Here is a 15,281-nt window from a genome sequence, read left to right as displayed (position 1 = left end):
CTCAACGGGTGAGCACTGCTGCTCTTACAAGTGATGGCGTAATCCTGTACATTTACTACATTTCCACACCAGGCCCGGAATTCCATGATGAGACCAACCCTTTGCACCGCAGCCCTGCTGCTGATGCTCCCCTCGCTCGCCCTCGCCCAGAACAGCAGCCGCACCGTGGAGCGCATCGAACAGAAAGGGAACCGGCTTGAAGTTGTGACCAATGACGGCGTGTACCTGATCACGCCCTACTCCGAGCGCATCATGGAAACGGTGTTCGTCCCAAAGGGCGAAGCGCATGACCCGCGCTCGCATGCGGTCGTCATGGCGCCCAAGGCGGCAGGGAGCCTGCGGACAAGCGCCGGCGCGGTGGAATTTGCCACCGGCGGCATCAGCGCCACAGTCACCCGTGCGCCCTTTGGCATCAGCTACGCGTACAAGGGCAAGCCGCTGGTCGCGGAAAAGAATGGCTACACGCGACAGGGCAAGCTTGAGTCGATCGACTTTGCGCTGACGCCGGGCGAAGCACTGTACGGCGGCGGCGCGCGCGCATTGGGCATGAACCGCCGCGGCCATCGCCTGCCGCTGTATAACAAGGCGCACTACGGATATGGCCAGAAGTCTGAGCAAATGAGCTACGCGATGCCGCTGGTGCTGTCGTCGAACATGTACATGATCCACTTCGACAATCCGACCACCGGTTTCCTCGACCTCGACGCCAAAAAGGCCAACGTGCTGTCCTACGAGCCGTCGAGCGGGCGCAAGGCCTACCAGGTGATCGCCGGCGACAGCTGGGAGCAGCTGGCTTACGAGTACACCAGCCTCACCGGCCGCCAACCGCTGCCGCCGCGCTGGGCCTTCGGTAACTTTGCCAGCCGTTTCGGCTATCACAGCGAGGCCGAGGCGCGCGCGACGGTCGACAAGTTCATCGCCGAGAAGGTGCCCCTCGATGCCATCGTGTTCGACCTGTACTGGTTCGGTCCCGACATGCGCGGCTCGATGGGTAACTTCACCTTCAGCAAAGCGCAGTTCCCGAATCCGCGCCAGATGATGGCCGACTTTTCGGCCAAGGGCGTCAAGACGATTTTGATCACCGAGCCTTTTGTGCTGACCGCGTCGACGCGCTGGCAGGAGGCGGTCGATCGCAAGGTGCTGGCCACCGACGACAAGGGCGCGCCGTTCCGCTATGACTTCTATTTCGGGAATACGGGACTGATCGATATCACGAGCCCTGTCGCGCGCAGCTGGTTCTGGGACATCTACAAGGAACTCACGCCGATGGGCGTGGCCGGCTGGTGGGGCGACCTGGGCGAGCCCGAAGTACACCCGGACGCCACGCGCCATGTCGGCGGCACTGCCGCGCAGGTACACAATATCTACGGCCACGAATGGGCGCGGCTGGTGCACGAAGGCTACCGCAAGGACTTCCCGAACCAGCGGCCATTCATCCTGATGCGTTCCGGTTACTCTGGCTCGCAGCGCTTCGGCCTGATCCCCTGGTCGGGTGACGTCAGCCGCAGCTGGGATGGCCTGAAGCCGCAGCCGGAGATCTCGCTCCAGATGGGCATGCAGGGCGCCGCGTACATGCATTCCGACCTCGGCGGCTTTGCCGGCGCGACCCTGGACGACGAGTTGTACACGCGCTGGCTGCAGTACGGCGTGTTCCAGCCGATCTTCCGTCCGCACGCGCAGGAAGACGTGGCGTCCGAGCCGGTGTTCCGGTCGCCGGCGGCGCTGGCGCTGGCGCGTGAAGCGATCCGCCTGCGCTACCGCCTGCTGCCATACAACTACACGGCCGCATTCGATAACAACCAGGCCGGCCTGCCTTTGATGCGGCCACTGATGTATGAAGAGCCCGGCAACCCGAAGCTGCGCGAACTGTCGTCGGCCTACCTGTGGGGGAACGATATCCTGGTCAGCCCGGTGCTGGAAGCGAAGAAGACCGCGCAGGAGGTGTACTTCCCGGCGACCAGCGCCTGGATCGATTTCCATACCGGACAGCGGCATGAAGGCGGCAGCACTGCGCAAGTGGCGCTGGCCGCGGACCGCATCCCGGTATTCGTGCGGGCCGGCGCGTTCATTCCGATGGCGCCGGGTATGCAGACGACGCGCGACTATTCAGGAAAGAACATCGAGCTTCACTATTACCACGACCGCTCGGTTGCAGCAGGCAGCGGCAAGATGTATGAGGACGATGGCGAAACGCCGGAGGCGTTTGAGAAGGGTAAGTTCGAGCTGCTGCAGTTCGCCAGCCGTGCAAGCGGCAAGGTGCTTGAGATGTCGGTCGCCAGCGAGGCGGGGGCGAACCAGCGCCGTTTATCGCGTGCGCTGTCGATGGTGGTCCACAATATCGACGCGCGTCCGGCACAGGTCGAGGTGGATGGCCGCGCGGTGCAGTTTGACTACCAGCCGGACGCCCGGACACTGGTGTTCGAGGCGCCTGCCAGCGACGCGGCGCGCCGCCGCATCGCCGTGCAGCTGTAACCGTCATTCCCGCGCAGGCGGGAATCCATAACACCCCAGAATGACGGCTCTATGGGTTGCCGCGGGGCCGCCGAGGCCTGCGCGGGAACGACGGCTGCTTACGTCGAGGCTTTGTCGCGCAGTTCGCGGCGCAGGATCTTGCCGACATTCGTCTTTGGCAGCTCGGTGCGGAACTCGATGTACTTCGGTTTTTTGTACCCCGTCAGCTGGTCCTTGCAGTAGTCCTTCAGCTGCTCTTCGGTCAGCGTCGGGTCCTTGCGGACCACGAACAGCTTTACCGCCTCGCCGGATGCACTGTCCGGCACGCCGATGCAGGCCACCTCCAGCACGCCGGGATGGCCCGCCACCACCTCTTCCACTTCGTTCGGGTAGACGTTAAAGCCCGAGACCAGGATCATGTCCTTCTTGCGGTCGACGATGCGGGTGTAGCCGCGTTCGTCCATGATGCCCACGTCGCCGGTCTTGAAGAAGCCGTCCGGCGTCATCGCCCTGGCTGTCTCGTCGTCGCGCTTCCAGTAACCGGCCATCACCTGCGGGCCGCGCGCTGCGATTTCGCCTGCGGTGCCAAGCGGGACAGGATTGCCGTCATCGTCGAGGATGGCGATTTCGGTCGATGGATATGGCAGGCCGATGGTGCCGGTGAATTCCTTGATGTCGCAGCGGTTCGCGGTCAGCACCGGGGATGTCTCGGACAGGCCGTAGCCTTCGATGATAGGCGTGCCGGTCAGCTTCAGCCACTTGTCGGCGACCGGGCGCTGCACGGCCATGCCGCCGCCGTTGCAGACCTTGTAGCTGGAGAAGTCCAGCTTCGCGAATTCGGCGTTGTTCAGCAGCGCGTTGTACAGCGTGTTCACAGCCGGGAAGATGTTGATCTTGTACTTGCCCAGCTCCTTGACGAAGCCCGGGATGTCGCGCGGGTTCGGGATCAGCACGTTCATGCCGCCCAGGCGCATGCCCATCAGGGCGCAGACGGTCAGCGAATAGATGTGGTACAGCGGCAGGGCGCAGACGAACTGCGGCTCCGTGCCTTTCGGCAGGGTGTCCAGGGTCGGCTGCAGCCACGCTTCGTTCTGCAGCACGTTGGCGATGACGTTGCGGTGCAGGAGCACGGCGCCCTTCGACACGCCGGTGGTGCCGCCGGTGTACTGGAGGAAGGCGATGTCGTCATGGCCCAGGGTCGCGGCCTTGAACGGCAGGCGCGAGCCCTCGGCCAGCACCTTGTTGAAGCCAACGGCAGTTGGCAGGGCAAAGGCCGGCACCATCTTCTTGACCTTGCGGACCACGAAGTTGACGATCGTGCCTTTGAGGCCGCCGAGCAGGTCGCCCATGGTCGCGACGACGACGTGCTTGACGCTGGTCTTGTCCAGCACCTGTTCGACCGTGTGCGCGAAGTTTTCCAGCACGACGATGGCTTCGGCGCCCGAGTCGGCCAGTTGGTGCTGCAGTTCGCGCGCGGTGTACAGCGGGTTGACGTTGACAACCGTGTAGCCGGCACGCAGCGCGGCGGCCAGCGCAATCGGGTACTGCAGCACGTTTGGCATCATGATGGCGACGCGCGCGCCCTGCTTCAGGCCGCGCGACTGCAGCCACGCGCCCATCTGCTGCGACATCTGGTCAAGTTCGCGGAAGGTGATGGCCTTGTCCATGCAGACGTAAGCCCTGCGGTCCGCGTACTTGCGGAACGAATCCTCCAGCAGGTGGGACAGCGACCGGTACTGCGTGATGTCGATTTCCGCCGGCACGCCCGGTTGATACTGCCTGAGCCAAAACTTGTCCATCTCTGATGCCTCTGTCATTTGTTCGATTCATAAATGAAAAGACCGCCCGCATGCGGGCGGCCTTTTCTTCCGCCCGTGTTACGCGGCCTGCTTTTCGAGCTTCTTCTGCTCGTCCCTCAGCACGCGGCGAAGGATTTTGCCGACGTTCGTCTTCGGCAGCTCGTCGCGGAACTCGATGTATTTCGGCCGCTTGTAGCCGGTGAGTTGCTCTTTGCAGTAGTCCATCAGCTGCGGCGCGGTCAGGTTCGGGTCTTTGCGGACCACGAAGACCTTGACCGCTTCGCCCGAATGCTCGTCCTCGACGCCGATGACCGCGCATTCGAGCACGCCCGGATGCATCGCGATCACGCCTTCCAGCTCGTTCGGATAGACGTTGAAGCCGGACACCAGGATCATGTCCTTCTTGCGGTCGACGATCTTGACGTAGCCGTTCGCGTCCATCACGCCGACGTCGCCCGACTTGAAGTAGCCGTCGGCGGTCATGACCTTGGCGGTTTCGTCAGGACGGTTCCAGTAGCCCGCCATGACCTGCGGGCCGCGGATCGCGATCTCGCCCGGCTCGCCCAGCGCAACCGGCTGGCCGTCGTCGTCGACGATGGCGATGTCGGTCGACGGCACCGGCAGGCCGATGGTGCCCGTAAACTCCGTCATGTCGGCGCGGTTGCAGGTCGCCACAGGGGAAGTTTCGGACAGGCCGTAGCCTTCGATGATCGACGTGCCGGTCGCTTTCTTCCACTTGTCGTTGACGGCCTTCTGTACCGCCATGCCGCCGCCGTTGGACAGCTTCAGCGCGCTGAAGTCGATCTTCTCGAATTCCGGGTGGTTCAGCAGCGCGTTGTACAGGGTGTTCACTGCCGGCAGCATGTTGAACTTGTACTTCTGCAGTTCCTTGATAAAGCCGCCGATGTCGCGCGGGTTCGGGATCAGGATGTTGAGTGCGCCGACCCGGGTGCCCCACATCGCGCACGCCGTCAACGCGAAGATATGGTACAGCGGCAGTGCGCACACGATGGTCATCTGTTCAACCACCGGCGCCTTGTCCAGCGCCGGCTTGGCCCAGACTTCGGTCTGCAGGATATTGGCGATCACGTTGCGGTGCGTGAGCGTGGCGCCTTTCGATACGCCGGTGGTGCCGCCGGTGTACTGGAGGAAGGCGACATCGGCGCTGCTCGATTCGACCGGGGTGAAGGTCATGCGCTCGCCCTGCGACAGCGCGTCCTTGAATTTCACGGCGTTCGGCAGCGCGAATTCAGGCACCAGCTTCTTGACGTTGCGGACTACGAAGTTGACCAGCATGCCTTTGGCGCCGCCCAGCATCTCACCCATGCTGGCCACGACGATGTGCTTGACCGGGGTCTTGGCGAGGACCTGCTGCAGCGTGTTGGCGAAGTTTTCGAGCACGATGATCGCCTCGCTGCCGGAATCGGTCAGCTGGTGTTCAAGTTCGCGCGGGGTGTACAGGGGGTTGACGTTGACGACGGTGTAGCCGGCGCGCAGGATCGCGGTGATCGCGATCGGGTACTGCAGCACGTTCGGCATCATCACGGCCACGCGGGCGCCCTTTTTCAGGCCGCGGCTTTGCAGCCAGGCGGCCATCTTCTTCGAGTAGGCGTCGAGCTCCGAATAGGTCAGGAACTTGTCCATGCAGACGTAGGCATTACGGTCACCGAACTTCTGGAACGATTCCTCGAACATCTGGACCAGCGAACGGTACTGGTCCGGGTCGATTTCGGCGGGGACGCCAGGGGGGTATGACTTCAACCAAAATTTATCCATGTCTGCCTCGTCTCGTCTTTATCGTTATTGGACCTGGCGCACCTGCCAGTCGGAGATGTGTCTGGCCCGTTCGTGCAGGCACATGACTACTCCCATTGTGATGCTATCGGGCGACGAGGCCTTACGCAAGCGCTTTTGCTGGTATTTGAGCAATGCCTCTACCCGCGCTGGATTGGTGCGCCGCAGCACAAGGCCAGGCATCAGGCGCGCGGGGCAAGCGCCTTCAGGCGGCGGTGGCGTTCCGCCTTTTCAAGCGCGGCGAGTTTGCGGGCGGACGCGTAAAACCCGGCGAAGGTTTTCTCGCGCGCCAGCAGCGTGCGGAAGGCGGGAACGAAATCGGTGTAGGTGGCGATCGAGGCCAGGTGGGCGTTGGAGAGCGGCTCGGCGAAGAAGCGGTCGTAGCCCGCAAAGCCGCCCCACGACGCCTTCAGCACCAGATAGTCCTCCTTCAGCTGGGCGAACAGGCGCGCCTTGGCCTCGCGCTTGGCGGCAGGCGGCGCTTTCGACGCGTAGTTTGCCTCCAGCGCACGGCGGTATTCGAGCAGCAGCTTGAGGAAGTCCTTTTTGCGCGCCGCGAAGCTGGCGTAGTTCTGGCGCATGGTGTCGTTGCCAAAGCCGCTCAGCCAGCGCTCGACGCCGGCTTCTTCGACCGCGCTGGCAAAGGACTCGTTGAACTGCGAGTCGCCCGGCACGTACACCACCTGGTGCGACAGCTCGTGGAAGATCAGGCGCGCCAGTTCGGCATCCGGATAATGGATGAAGGTGGAGATAAGGGGGTCGTTGAACCAGCCCAGCGTCGAGTAGGCCGGTACGCCGCCAACCTGGACATCGTGGCCATCGGCGCGCAGTTCGCGGGCGTAGGCCTGGGCGTCTTCCTTGCTGTAGTAGCCGCGGTAATTGACGCAGCCGGCCACCGGGAAGCACCACTGCAGGGGCCGCAGCGACAGCTCGGGCGTGGCGACGATGTTCCACAGGACGTAAGGGCGCGACAGCCTGGCGTAGTTCTTGTAGCTGCCGTTGTCGGGAAGGCCCAGCTCCTTGACGGCGAAGCTGCGGATCTGGCGCGCCGTGGCGAGCCGCACGCGCAGCTTCGAATCGGTACCGTTATCGGCCAGCCAGTCTTCGATCGGCCGCGCGTCGGACAGCAGGGACACCTGCCCGCGCGCGGCCTGCGCGTAGTAGCTCAGGCCGGAGCAGCTGGCCAGCAGGGCTACAGCAAAGCCCGCAAGCGCCATGTGCCTGAGGGTCCTGGTCTTCATGTTGGCAGTTCCCGTTCCTATGCAGCGTGTTTTTCAACCTCGACCAGCGTGTCGTAGAAGGTCGGCGCGCGCCCCATGTCGGTCAGGCGCTGGCTGGTCACTTCATTGGCGTTCTTGCCATCGCTGGCGAGCTTCTTCCACCACACCGACAGGCCGACGACGAGGCCCTGGCGCGCCTTGTCCGTCACCCGGGCGCGCGCCACGAAGGTGCCGCGGTCGTTGAAGATGCGCGCCATGTCGCCGTGGCCGATGCCGCGCGCGGCAGCGTCGAGCGGGTGGATGTCGAGGTGCGGTTCGCCTTCGGCCGAGCGCAGGCTCTTGACGTTGACGAAGGTCGAATTGAGGAAGTTGCGCGCCGGCGGTGAGATCATCGCCAGCGGGTACTTTGCGCCCAGCGCGGGATTCGACGCGATTGACTCGTAGGGCGCGGTGTAGGCCGGCAGCGGGTCGAGGCCGTCGGCCAGCATCGCGCTCGAATAAAACTCGCATTTGCCCGACGGGGTCAGGAAGCCGCCGTCGGCAAACGGCGCGGCCGGGACGTTGAGCTTTTGCCATCCGGTGCGCTTGAGCGACTCCCAGTCGAAGTGCACCGCGCGCGGGTGGTTGTTGTCGAAAGCCTGGGCGGCCAGTTCGTCGTCGGTCTCGCGGAAAATCGGATCGTCGAAGCCCATGCGCGCGGCCAGCAGGCGGAACACGTCGGTGTTGGCCTTCGCTTCTCCCATCGGCGCGATGGCGGCGTTATTGGCCATCATGTACAGGTGGCCGTAGGAGGTATGCGTGTCGACGTGTTCAAGCTGGGTGGTAGCCGGCAGCAGGATGTCGGCGTAGTCGGCGGTGTCGGTCTGGAAGTGCTCCATCACGACGGTGAACAGGTCTTCGCGCTCGAAGCCGCGCATCACCTTGCCCGAATCCGGGGCGATGGCGACCGGGTTGGCGTTGTAGACGATGACTGCTTCGATCTTCGGCCCGAAGCCAGGCGAGCTTTCCTTCAGCAGGTCGTCGCCGATGGTGGTCATGTTGATGGTGCGCGCCGGGCGCCCGTTCAGCAGGTCGGGGCGCTGCAGTGCCGGTTTATTGGTCGGGAAGGTGCCCGACGAGGACAGCTGGATGCCGCCGGCCGGGTGGCGCCATGCGCCGACCAGCGCAGGCAGGCAGGAGATCGCGCGCACGGCCATGCCGCCGCCGCGCACGCGCTGGACGCCGTAGTTGATGCGGATTGCGGCAGCGCCGCCATCGGCCGCAGCCTGGCCGTAGTCGCGCGCCAGGCCGATGATTTCGTCGGCGCTGATGCCGCAGGTTTCGGCGGTGCGTTCCGGCGTCCATTCGGCGGCGCGCTCTTTGAGCTGGTCGAAGCCAAGCGTGTGCCGGGCGATGTAGTCGTGGTCGAGCAGGTCGTCGCGGATCAGCACGTGCATCATGCCCAGCGCGAGCGCGGAGTCGGTGCCCGGCATCAGCGCGATATGCTGGTGGCATTTCTCGGCCGTGAGCGAGCGGTAAGGGTCGATCGCGATCAGCTTCGCGCCGCGGCGCTTGGCTTCCTGCGCCCGGGTCCAGAAGTGCAGGTTCGAGGCGATCGGGTTGCCGCCCCAGATGATGATGAGTTTGGCGTCCTGGAACTGTTCCATGTCGGTGCCGATTGAGGCGCCGATGGTGTACTTGTACCCGGTTGCGCCCGCGCTGGCGCAGATGGTGCGGTCGAGCAGCGAGGCGCCCAGCTGGTGGAAGAAGCGCAGCGACATCGACTCGCCCTGCACCAGCCCCATGGTGCCGCAGTAGCTGTACGGCAAGATCGCCTGCGGGTCGCGCGCGGCAATGCCTTTCAGGCGCGCAGCAATGGTGTCGAGCGCCTCATCCCAGCTGATGCGTTCGAACTTGCCCTCGCCCTTTTTGCCGACCCGCTTCATCGGGTGCAGCAAGCGGTCTTCGTGGTAAGTGCGCTCGGCGTAACGGGCCACCTTGGTGCAGAGCACGCCCGCCGTGGTCGGGTGGTCCGGGTCGCCCTTGACCTCGGTCGCAACGCCGTCCTCCACAGTGATCAGCAGCGCGCAGGTATCGGGGCAGTCGTGCGGGCAGGTTGCCCGGACCTGGGTGGTCGTCATGGGGAAATTCCAGAAAAAATCGTGCTTGAAACCGTTACTGTAAACGATTCCGGGCTGGTCGTTACGCTGATGTGCTGCACTGGCTTACATAGGATGAGAAGGCTACAATGACTCATTAGCATTCCAGCATCACGGAGAAGATTATGAAACTGGTTGAACCGATCATCGCTTTCCAGAACGAGCTGCAAGAGATACGCCGGGACCTGCATGCACACCCGGAACTTTGCTATGAAGAAGAACGTACGGCCGACATTGTTGCTGCCCGCCTCACAGAATGGGGCATCCCGATCGTGCGTGGCCTTGGCGTGACCGGGCTGGTCGGCATCATCAAGAACGGCACTTCCGACCGGGCCATCGGCTTGCGCGCCGATATGGATGCCCTGCCGATGCAGGAGGTAAACAGCTTCGCGCACGCGTCGCGCCATGCCGGCAAGATGCACGCCTGCGGCCACGACGGGCACACGGCCATGTTGCTGGGCGCCGCGCGTTACCTGGCGAAACACCGCAACTTCGATGGCACCGTGTATGTGATTTTCCAGCCGGCGGAAGAAGGCGGCGGCGGCGCGCGCCGCATGATGGACGATGGCCTGTTCAAGCAATTTCCGATGGAGGCAGTTTATGGCATGCACAACTGGCCGGGGCTGGAGGCGGGCAGCTTTGGCGTCGTGCCCGGGCCGATGATGGCGTCCAGTAACGAGTTCCGTGTCGTGGTCCAAGGCAAGGGCGCGCATGCCGCCCAGCCGCACCGTGGCGTCGATCCGGTGATGGTGGCGGTGCAGATCGCGCAGTCATGGCAGACCATCATTTCCCGCGAGAAGAATCCGCTCGATACCGCCGTGCTGTCGATTACCCAGATCCACGCTGGCAGCGCCACCAATGTCATCCCTGATGAAGCAGTGCTGATCGGCACCGTGCGCACCTTCACCACCGAGGTGCTGGACCTGATCGAGCGCCGCATGGAAGAAATTGCCAACGGGGTCGCGGCCGGTTTCAATGCGAACGTCGACTTCGGCTTCAAGCGCAACTATCCACCGCTGGTCAACCACGAAAAGGAAACCGCTTTTGCCGTGGAGGCGATGAAGGCAGTGGCCGGGGCTGACCGGGTCAACACCAGCGTCGAGCCAACGATGGGCGCGGAAGACTTCGCATTCATGCTGCAGGAAAAACCCGGCTGCTACGTCTTCATCGGCAACGGCGAAGGCGACCACCGAATGGGCGGCCACGGGCTGGGGCCGTGCCAGCTGCATAACGCGAGCTATGACTTCAATGACAAGCTGCTGCCCATCGGCGCAAGCTACTGGGTACGCCTGGCCGAAATGAGCTTGCCGCTGCGCTAAGCCTAAGGCAGCTGGTCGGGGCCGGCGCCCAGGCGCTGGCCAGGATTGAGTTTTTCTACCGCAAGAAGCGCGGCCGACTGGTCCGCGCGCGGAACCTCCGCCGCGATCGACTGGTAGTGCTCGGTAACGAGCGCGGTGACAGGCAGCACGACGCCTGCGTCGGCTGCGGCCGCCAGCACATTCTGTAGATCCTTCAGCTGGCTTTTCACCTGTCCCCCGGGCAGGAAATTACGCTCGAGCATGCGCTGGCCGTGCACTTCCAGGATGCGGCTTTCAGCAAATCCACCGCGGATCGCGGCGCGCACCGCAGCCGGGTCGGCGCCCGCAGCCTGCGCCAACAAGAGCGCTTCTGCGATGATATTCAGCGTTCCGCCGACAATCAGCTGGTTGCACAGTTTGGCAACCTGACCGCTGCCGGCAGGCCCAACCAGCATCGGACGCCCCATCGCTTGCAGCACAGCTTCTGCCTTCGAAAAATCATGCACGCTGCCGCCCGCCATGATCGCCAGGGTGCCCGCTTCCGCGCCGGCCACGCCGCCCGACACGGGCGCGTCGAGGAAATGGAAGCCACGCCCTTCGAGCCTGGCGTTGAATGCCACCGCTTCGTCCTGCCGCGTCGAACTCATGTCAACCCATAAAGCGCCGGGCTTGAGCGCCGGCAGTGCGGCGTCGATGACCTGGCCGACCACGGCGCCGGATTCAAGCATGGAAATGACGATATCGGCTTTCCGCACGGCTTCCTGCAAGCCTGGTTCAGCCTGTGCGCCAAGGCCCGACAGGGCGGCCGCTTTGGCGTACGTGCGGTTCCAAGCGCATACCTCGAAGCCGCGGCCGAGCAGGCGTGCGACCATCGGCGCGCCCATCAGGCCAATGCCCAGGAAGGTGATAGTTGGCATAGTTAAGGCATTCCCTTTTATGTCGTTGGTATAACTATTTTAACAATTACGAAGGTGGCAACAGGGATTTCGGAACGTCGGTAGAATAATCGCTCCTGTGCTGCATGAGTCAGCGCACCAAACGAGTGGAAGTAAATATGTTAAGTGTAAAATCCTTTGTTCAAGTATCTCTGGCAACATTAGTCGCCGCAATTGTTTCATCTCCGGCTGCAGCCGCCGACACAATGATCGACAGCGCATCGCTCGAATACGGCTCGACATCGAAAGCCCGCATCGCACGCATTGGCGTCCAGAAGCAGTTCGAAAAGCGCTGGTTTGTCTCCAACGGCACCCATCTGTCCGGTTATTGGGACCTGTCTCTCGCGCAGTGGCGCGCTACCGCCCACCGCAACATCCCCGGCGAACGCCAGGACATCACCAATGTGGGCTTGACGCCAGTGTTCCGCTTCCAGTCCGACGACAAGCTGGGCTGGTATGCCGAGGGCGGTATCGGCCTGAACCTGCTTTCCGAACGGTATGACAATGACGGCAGCGAGCTGTCGACGCACTTCCAGTTTGGCGACCACCTCGGCACCGGCTATGTTTTCGCCAACGGCTGGGATGTGGGAATGAAACTGCAGCACTTCTCCAACGGCGGCTTCAAGAAGCCGAACGGTGGCGTCAACTTCCTCCTGTTGAAAGCCGCACGCGCTTTCTGATCCACTTCTCCAGGGCATCGCAAGCGGGATGATTTCGCTCAATTGTGACGCTGACGAATCGACGGGTGCGATTCTTCCCCACTGGTAATATTTCCTTGCCGCATAACGCAGGGGATGGCCATGAAATCGTTGATTCTTTGGATCTGCATGATGCTGGCCGCCACACCGGCGGCCGCATCGACGAGCTGGATCACCGCGGGCGATACCGCCTACCTCAAGATTCGCAAGATACAGCCGGGTGCGAAGGTGCTTGGCAGCAGTGTGCCTGGCATGGCGGGCACCGAGAAGCTGCACTTGATTGAGGTGAAGACGTCAAGCCTCGACAAGCTCGGTGCGCGGCTGCATCAGGAGTTGAGGCACTGCGGCGGTTTCATGTACCACGCCAGCGAGGCCGACGGCCGCCGCGCCCTTGCGATGCGCGACGCCATTCCCCTGACATCGCTGACCAGGCCTGCGTACACAATTACCAACCAGGCCACCGTCGTACCGATGCTGCAGCAGATGGACGAGGCGCGTATTCGCGACACCATCACCGGGCTGGCTGGCTTCGCCAACCGATATTACTTGTCGGCGCCGGGCATTGCCGCATCGGGTTGGCTCAAGGCGCGGTGGATGGCGCTGGCCAACGGCCGTGATCACATTTCGATTGCCCAGTACGCGCACTTGCGCTTTGACCAGCGCTCGGTTATCGCGACGATCGACGGGAGCGACAAGCCCAACGAGGTGATTATCATCGGCGCGCACCTGGATTCGATCAACCTGTTGGGCACGAAGGATACGACCAAGGCGCCTGGCGCCGACGACGACGCTTCCGGGGTCGCCGGGCTGACTGAGGTGCTGCGGGTAATTGCGGCGACTGGCTACAAGCCGAGAAGGACCATCAAGCTGATTGCCTACGCCGCTGAAGAAGTGGGCCTGCGTGGTTCGCAGGAAATCGCCCAGGAATACAAAAAGACCGGAACCAATGTCGTTGGCGTGTTGCAGCTCGACATGACCAACTTCAAGGGCTCGGCGAACGACATCTATATTTTCAGCGACTTCACGGACGCGCCCCAAAACCAGTTCCTGGTCAAGCTGGTAAACGCTTACCTTCCAACACTGACAGTGGGCTACGACAAGTGCGGCTATGCCTGCTCGGACCATGCAGCGTGGCACGCGCAGGGGTACGCGGCGTCAATGCCGTTCGAGTCCGAAATCAAGAAAGATAACCCGAGGATTCATACGGCGGGTGACACGCTGGCGAACAGTGGCGGTGAGGCAGCCCATGCACTCAAGTTTGCCCGGCTGGCGGCCGCGTATGCAGTCGAGCTGGGCAGCGAGGTAGCCACCGTGGGGCGTACGACGCTTAAGCCAGGCGCGGCAGCGAGACGGTAAAACAGCTGCCCTGCCCTTCGCCGGCGCTAAACGCGGACACCGTGCCGCCATGCAGTTCAACCAGCTTTTGAACAAGGGCCAGGCCAAGTCCCAGCCCGCTCTCATTCCGGTCGGAACTCCGGTCCCCCCGCGTGAACAAGCCGAACAGCGCAGGCAAGCGCTCGGGAGCGATGCCCACGCCAGTGTCGCTTACCCGGAGCATCACGGCATCCTCATCTTGAGAGAGCGCGACATCGATGCGCCCGCCTGCTGGCGTATAGCGCACGGCGTTGCCGACGATATTGCCGACCACTTGCAGCAACCGGGTCCGATCGCCGGCCAGGATGCATGGCTGCTCGGGCAAGGCCAGATGCACGGCGTGCGCCTTGGCGTCTACCAATCCTTGCAACTGCTCCATCGCGTCGTGGACGACCTGCCCCATGTCGACCGGCTCGTGTTTCAGGACGATCAAACCACGCGAGACGCGCGAAATGTCGATCAGGTCTTCGACCAGACGGCTCATGTGGCCAACCTGCCTCGCGATCAGTTTGCCAAGCTGGGAGGTGCGATCGAATTCCAGCTTCTGGGTTTCCAGCAGGGTCGCCGCCATGCCAGCTGCGGACAGCGGATTGCGCAGTTCGTGGGCGAGGATGGCGAGGAATTCATCCTTTCGGACATCGGCGGTGCGCAGCGCTTCGCGTGCCAGGTAAATCTCGGTGACGTCGCGCGACACGGCCAGCAAGCCGTGGATATTTCCGCTGTCGTTGCTTACGGGAGAAACGATGACGTCCCACCAGCGCGGCGTGCCTTTGGCTGTGGGACAGAACGCAGCAAACTGGATGCGCTCGCCGCGCGTGGCGCCAGCAATGGCGCCGAGAACCACAAGCCGGGATTCTTCTGGCCATAGCTCAACCCATTTCTCGCCACAAATATCGTCGATGCTGTCCAGTTCGAGTGCATCGGCGGCGCCAGGGTTAACCTGGACAATGTAGCCGTCCAGGCTGATGACCTTGATGCAGTCAAGGCTGACCTGGAACAGCTGCGCATTGATTTCGCCGTTGGGCGACTGGTAGGACGTACATTGGGCGTCGAGCATCGTGCAATCGAAGTGCATTGAGCGCATCGGAAGCATTCAAGCCGACGAATTGGCGCAGGTTAAAGACAGGGATCAGGTTGAGCAGGCGTTTTAAAGCAACGATATATGAGCTGCGAAATTATCGCACACGGTATAGAGCGCACGATGTTCGAATGCCGCGGGGAAATATTAGGGGGGACAGCCAATTTTCTCTGGACGAAAAAAAACCCGCTGACATCAGTCAACGGGTTTTTTCTTTATAACTAGCCTGACGATAACCTACTTTCACACTGGTTGCAGCACTATCATCGGCGCAAAGTCGTTTCACGGTCCTGTTCGGGATGGGAAGGGGTGGGACCGACTTGCTATGGTCATCAGGCATAACTTGTACGAGCAACTGTTCCCAACGGGGCAACAGCACTCTGAATCTGGAAGAAGTAGTTTTATATCAAATCAGTTTTGAAGTCTTGCAGACCTATAACTACTAATGTTATAGGGACAAGCCGTACGGGCAATTAGTATCAGTTAGCTTAATGCA

Annotated in this window: 10 protein-coding genes and 1 rRNA gene; 4 read left to right on the top strand and 7 right to left on the bottom strand. The window is 62.5% G+C overall.

Annotated features, from left to right (window positions below; translation table 11 throughout):
- Positions 1–87: 87 nt before the first annotated feature.
- Positions 88–2,472: a glycoside hydrolase family 31 protein gene (locus LMJ30_RS18895; RefSeq protein ID WP_229434071.1), complete on the top strand. Its 2,385-nt coding sequence runs from the start codon at positions 88–90 to the stop codon at positions 2,470–2,472.
- 98 nt (positions 2,473–2,570) lie between these two features.
- Here the strand turns inward: LMJ30_RS18895 and LMJ30_RS18890 are convergent, their stop codons facing one another.
- The 4 genes from LMJ30_RS18890 to LMJ30_RS18875 all read right to left on the bottom strand — a co-directional run bounded on the left by LMJ30_RS18890 (position 2,571) and on the right by LMJ30_RS18875 (position 9,384).
- A complete protein-coding gene (locus tag LMJ30_RS18890; RefSeq protein ID WP_229434070.1) occupies positions 2,571–4,250 on the bottom strand; it encodes a long-chain fatty acid--CoA ligase in 1,680 nt (559 codons plus the stop codon).
- Positions 4,251–4,328: 78 nt separating this feature from the next.
- Positions 4,329–6,026, bottom strand: a complete 1,698-nt coding sequence (locus LMJ30_RS18885; RefSeq protein ID WP_229434068.1) for a long-chain fatty acid--CoA ligase — start codon at positions 6,024–6,026, stop codon at positions 4,329–4,331.
- A 200-nt stretch (positions 6,027–6,226) separates the two neighbouring features.
- Entirely contained in the window at positions 6,227–7,285 is a 1,059-nt protein-coding gene (locus LMJ30_RS18880; RefSeq protein ID WP_229434066.1) for an aminopeptidase, read from the bottom strand.
- Positions 7,286–7,302: 17 nt separating this feature from the next.
- Positions 7,303–9,384: a molybdopterin-containing oxidoreductase family protein gene (locus LMJ30_RS18875; RefSeq protein WP_229434064.1), complete on the bottom strand. Its 2,082-nt coding sequence runs from the start codon at positions 9,382–9,384 to the stop codon at positions 7,303–7,305.
- A gap of 143 nt (positions 9,385–9,527) precedes the next feature.
- Here LMJ30_RS18875 and LMJ30_RS18870 point away from each other — a divergent pair, with 143 nt between their 5' ends.
- On the top strand, positions 9,528–10,721 hold the full coding sequence (locus tag LMJ30_RS18870; RefSeq protein WP_229434063.1) for a M20 aminoacylase family protein: 1,194 nt from the start codon (positions 9,528–9,530) through the stop codon (positions 10,719–10,721).
- A gap of 2 nt (positions 10,722–10,723) precedes the next feature.
- On the opposite strand, the gene LMJ30_RS18865 is transcribed toward LMJ30_RS18870, so the two are convergent.
- A complete protein-coding gene (locus LMJ30_RS18865) occupies positions 10,724–11,638 on the bottom strand; it encodes an NAD(P)-dependent oxidoreductase (RefSeq protein WP_371873066.1) in 915 nt (304 codons plus the stop codon).
- A gap of 203 nt (positions 11,639–11,841) precedes the next feature.
- Here LMJ30_RS18865 and LMJ30_RS18860 point away from each other — a divergent pair, with 203 nt between their 5' ends.
- Together LMJ30_RS18860 and LMJ30_RS18855 are read left to right on the top strand one after the other, a co-directional pair.
- The gene (locus LMJ30_RS18860) at positions 11,842–12,315 is read left to right on the top strand and encodes an acyloxyacyl hydrolase (protein ID WP_307729384.1); all 474 of its coding nucleotides are present in this window, start codon (positions 11,842–11,844) and stop codon (positions 12,313–12,315) included.
- 120 nt (positions 12,316–12,435) lie between these two features.
- Positions 12,436–13,689 carry a M20/M25/M40 family metallo-hydrolase gene (locus tag LMJ30_RS18855; protein WP_229434060.1) on the top strand — a complete coding sequence of 418 codons (1,254 nt, stop codon included), beginning with the start codon at positions 12,436–12,438 and terminating at the stop codon, positions 13,687–13,689.
- On the opposite strand, the gene LMJ30_RS18850 is transcribed toward LMJ30_RS18855, so the two are convergent.
- Both LMJ30_RS18850 and rrf read right to left on the bottom strand, forming a co-directional pair.
- A complete protein-coding gene (locus LMJ30_RS18850; protein WP_229434058.1) occupies positions 13,661–14,791 on the bottom strand; it encodes a sensor histidine kinase in 1,131 nt (376 codons plus the stop codon). The two genes, LMJ30_RS18855 and LMJ30_RS18850, sit on opposite strands and share 29 nt — an antisense overlap.
- Before the next feature lie 218 nt (positions 14,792–15,009).
- Positions 15,010–15,122: ribosomal RNA gene (gene rrf, locus LMJ30_RS18845) — 5S ribosomal RNA — on the bottom strand.
- Positions 15,123–15,281 lie beyond the last annotated feature (159 nt).

It is taken from the genome of Massilia agrisoli (assembly GCF_020831365.1).
Lineage (GTDB): Bacteria > Pseudomonadota > Gammaproteobacteria > Burkholderiales > Burkholderiaceae_D > Telluria_A > Telluria_A agrisoli.
This window is presented reverse-complemented; position numbering and strand designations above follow the sequence as displayed.

Coding starts and splice junctions, on each gene's coding strand:
- LMJ30_RS18895 (WP_229434071.1), top strand. CDS start 88: ATGAGACCAACCCTTTGCACCGCAGCCCTGCTGCTGATGCTCCCCTCG.
- LMJ30_RS18890 (WP_229434070.1), bottom strand. CDS start 4,250: ATGGACAAGTTTTGGCTCAGGCAGTATCAACCGGGCGTGCCGGCGGAA.
- LMJ30_RS18885 (WP_229434068.1), bottom strand. CDS start 6,026: ATGGATAAATTTTGGTTGAAGTCATACCCCCCTGGCGTCCCCGCCGAA.
- LMJ30_RS18880 (WP_229434066.1), bottom strand. CDS start 7,285: ATGAAGACCAGGACCCTCAGGCACATGGCGCTTGCGGGCTTTGCTGTA.
- LMJ30_RS18875 (WP_229434064.1), bottom strand. CDS start 9,384: ATGACGACCACCCAGGTCCGGGCAACCTGCCCGCACGACTGCCCCGAT.
- LMJ30_RS18870 (WP_229434063.1), top strand. CDS start 9,528: ATGAAACTGGTTGAACCGATCATCGCTTTCCAGAACGAGCTGCAAGAG.
- LMJ30_RS18860 (WP_307729384.1), top strand. CDS start 11,842: ATGATCGACAGCGCATCGCTCGAATACGGCTCGACATCGAAAGCCCGC.
- LMJ30_RS18855 (WP_229434060.1), top strand. CDS start 12,436: ATGAAATCGTTGATTCTTTGGATCTGCATGATGCTGGCCGCCACACCG.
- LMJ30_RS18850 (WP_229434058.1), bottom strand. CDS start 14,791: ATGCGCTCAATGCACTTCGATTGCACGATGCTCGACGCCCAATGTACG.